Raw genomic sequence first — 593 nt, forward strand, 5'->3', positions numbered from 1 at the left:
GCACAGCCGGCTTTGTTTGCAATGGAGGTGGCGCTGTTCCGCCAGCTGGAGCAGTGGGGCATCACGCCGGACATTCTGCTCGGCCACTCCATCGGCGAGCTTGCGGCCGCGCATGTCGCGGGGGTGTGGTCGCTGCAGGATGCCTGCCGCGTGGTGGCGGCACGTGGCCGCCTGATGCAGGCACTTCCCGCCGGCGGCGCCATGGTGGCGGTCGAGGCGGGCGAGGATGAAGTGCTGCCGCTGCTGACAGGCGGTGTCGAGATTGCCGGTCTGAACGGGCCGCGCTCGACGGTGATCTCAGGCGATGAAGCCGCCGTGCTGGCGCTGGCGGAGGCGTTCAGGAGCAAGGGCCGCCGGACCAGCCGCCTGCAGGTGAGCCACGCGTTCCACTCGCAGCGCATGGAGCCGATGCTGGCGGCGTTCGGCAAGGTGCTGTCGTCGGTCACGTTCGGCGTGCCGCGTCTGCCGGTCGTGAGCAACGTGACGGGCCGCCTGGCAACCAAAGAGGAGCTTTGCAGCGCGGATTACTGGGTGCGCCAGGTGCGAAGCCCGGTGCGGTTCCTGGACGGCGTGCATGTGCTGGAGGCGGAGGG

1 protein-coding gene is annotated in these 593 nt (G+C 69.6%); it reads left to right on the top strand.

Annotated features, from left to right (window positions below; all coding sequences use genetic code 11):
- Window positions 1–21 precede the first annotated feature (21 nt).
- The coding region (locus AC1RUR_RS38360; RefSeq protein WP_492853353.1) for an acyltransferase domain-containing protein at window positions 22–593 on the top strand (572 nt) is incomplete at its 3' end.

The organism is Bradyrhizobium sp. GW821-FHT12B03, assembly GCF_058807535.1.